The sequence below is a fragment of the Exiguobacterium sp. s101 genome (assembly GCF_018617835.1).
GTDB lineage: Bacteria > Bacillota > Bacilli > Exiguobacteriales > Exiguobacteriaceae > Exiguobacterium > Exiguobacterium marinum.
This window is the reverse complement of the sequence record NZ_JACSKX010000029.1, coordinates 1,478-4,481: the sequence shown is the minus strand read 5'-3', so window position 1 is coordinate 4,481 and position 3,004 is coordinate 1,478. Positions and strand designations below refer to the sequence as shown.

The following is a 3,004-nucleotide window of genomic DNA, read 5'->3' as shown; positions in this document are numbered from 1 at the left end:
TAGACTAGATCAAAGCCTCGACCGATTAGTATCATTCAGCTCCACGTGTCACCACGCTTCCACCCATGACCTATCTACCTCATCGTCTCTGAGGGGTCTTTCTTGATTGCTCAAAGGGAAATCTCATCTCGGAGGGGGCTTCATGCTTAGATGCTTTCAGCACTTATCCCGTCCGCACGTAGCTACCCAGCGATGCTCCTGGCGGAACAACTGGTACACCAGCGGTGCGTCCATCCCGGTCCTCTCGTACTAAGGACAGCTCTCCTCAAATTTCCTGCGCCCACGACGGATAGGGACCGAACTGTCTCACGACGTTCTGAACCCAGCTCGCGTACCGCTTTAATGGGCGAACAGCCCAACCCTTGGGACCTACTCCAGCCCCAGGATGCGATGAGCCGACATCGAGGTGCCAAACCTCCCCGTCGATGTGGACTCTTGGGGGAGATCAGCCTGTTATCCCCAGGGTAGCTTTTATCCGTTGAGCGATGGCCCTTCCATGCGGAACCACCGGATCACTAAGCCCGACTTTCGTCCCTGCTCGACTTGTAGGTCTCGCAGTCAAGCTCCCTTCTGCCTTTGCACTCTTCGAATGATTTCCAACCATTCTGAGGGAACCTTTGGGCGCCTCCGTTACTGTTTAGGAGGCGACCGCCCCAGTCAAACTACCCGCCTGACACGGTCCTCCAGCCGGATCACGGCTGCGAGTTAGAGACTCTATACGCAAAGGGTGGTATCCCAAGGGTGTCTCCACCGAAGCTGGCGCTCCGGCTTCACAGACTCCCACCTATCCTGTACATCGCGTACAAAGCCTCAATATCAGGCTGTAGTAAAGCTCCATGGGGTCTTTCCGTCCTGTCGCGGGTAACCTGCATCTTCACAGGTACTATGATTTCACCGGGTCTCTCGTTGAGACAGTGCCCAAATCGTTACGCCTTTCGTGCGGGTCGGAACTTACCCGACAAGGAATTTCGCTACCTTAGGACCGTTATAGTTACGGCCGCCGTTTACTGGGGCTTCGGTTCAGTGCTTCTCTTGCGATGACACATCCCCTTAACCTTCCAGCACCGGGCAGGCGTCAGCCCCTATACTTCATCTTGCGATTTAGCAGAGACCTGTGTTTTTGCTAAACAGTCGTTTGGGCCTATTCACTGCGGCTTATGTTGCCATAAGCGTCCCTTCTCCCGAAGTTACGGGACCATTTTGCCGAGTTCCTTAACGAGAGTTATCCCGCGCGTCTTAGAATTCTCATCTCGCCTACCTGTGTCGGTTTGCGGTACTGGCGCCGACCTCCTCACTAGAGGCTTTTCTTGGCAGCGTGAAATCCGGTGCTTCGCCCTACGGGCTCCACGTCACAGCTCAACCTTGGTGTCGGGCGGATTTGCCAACCCGACGGCCTTGCTGCTTGTCCGTGCACTTCCAGTCGCACGGTCACCTTATCCTTCTGCGTCCCCCCATCGTTCAAACGGTGGTACGGCGGTACAGGAATATCAACCTGTTGTCCATCGCCTACGCCTTTCGGCCTCGGCTTAGGTCCAGACTAACCCTGAGCGGACGAGCCTTCCTCAGGAAACCTTGGGCTTTCGACGGAGGGGATTCTCACCCCTCTTTTCGCTACTCACACCGGCATTCTCACTTCCAAGCGCTCCACGGCTCCTCACGGTACCGCTTCACTGCTGCTTGGAACGCTCTCCTACCATCCCTTACGGGATCCATAGCTTCGGTGGTATGTTTAGCCCCGTTACATTTTCGGCGCGGCGCCACTCGACTAGTGAGCTATTACGCACTCTTTGAATGGTGGCTGCTTCTAAGCCAACATCCTAGTTGTCTGTGCAGCGCCACATCCTTTTCCACTTAACATACACTTGGGGACCTTAGCTGATGGTCTGGGCTGTTTCCCTCTCGACTACGGATCTTATCACTCGCAGTCTGACTCCCGAGTACAAGTTGCTGGCATTCGGAGTTTGACTGAATTCGGTAACCCTGTGGGGGCCCCTAGTCCAATCAGTGCTCTACCTCCAGAACTCTTCACCTCGAGGCTAGCCCTAAAGCTATTTCGGAGAGAACCAGCTATCTCCAGGTTCGATTGGCATTTCACCGCTACCCACACCTCATCCCCGCACTTTTCAACGTGCGTGGGTTCGGACCTCCAGTCAGTGTTACCTGACCTTCATCCTGGACATGGGTAGATCACCTGGTTTCGGGTCTACGACGACGGACTGATGCGCCCTGTTCAGACTCGCTTTCGCTGCGGCTCCGCCTCATCGGCTTAACCTCGCCCGCCATCGTAACTCGCCGGTTCATTCTACAAAAGGCACGCCATCACCCGTTAACGGGCTCTGACTACTTGTAGGCATACGGTTTCAGGATCTGTTTCACTCCCCTTCCGGGGTGCTTTTCACCTTTCCCTCACGGTACTGGTTCACTATCGGTCACTAGGAAGTATTTAGCCTTGGGAGATGGTCCTCCCGGATTCCGACGGGGTTTCACGTGTCCCGCCGTACTCAGGATCCACTCTGGAGGGGATGGGGTTTCGGCTACAGGGCCGTCACCTTCTCTGGCCGACCTTTCCAGGTCGTTCACCTACCCTATCCCTTTGTAACTCCGTGTAGAGTGTCCTACAACCCCAGGAAGCATGCTTCCTGGTTTGGGCTGTTCCCGTTTCGCTCGCCGCTACTCAGGGAATCGAATTTTCTTTCTCTTCCTCCGGGTACTTAGATGTTTCAGTTCCCCGGGTTTGCCTCACGCCACGCTATGTATTCACGTGGGTGTCCCGCCAGTCTCCCGGCGGTGGGTTCCCCCATTCGGATATCTCTGGATCGATGTGTACTTACCACTCCCCAGAGCATTTCGCTGTTCGTCGCGTCCTTCATCGGCTCCTAGTGCCAAGGCATCCACCGTACGCCCTTTCTACCTTGATCTAGCGTCTAAGACACACGGTCCATTATGGACCATATGTGAAATTGGTTTTTGATGTCTTGATGAATCTTCAGTTTTCAAGGAACAA

The 3,004-nt window shown here is 54.9% G+C and carries 1 rRNA gene; it reads right to left on the bottom strand.

The features are described 5' to 3' along the window. Positions 1 to 5 precede the first annotated feature (5 nt). Positions 6 to 2,918 (bottom strand): 23S ribosomal RNA (locus KNO76_RS13710). Positions 2,919 to 3,004: the final 86 nt, after the last annotated feature.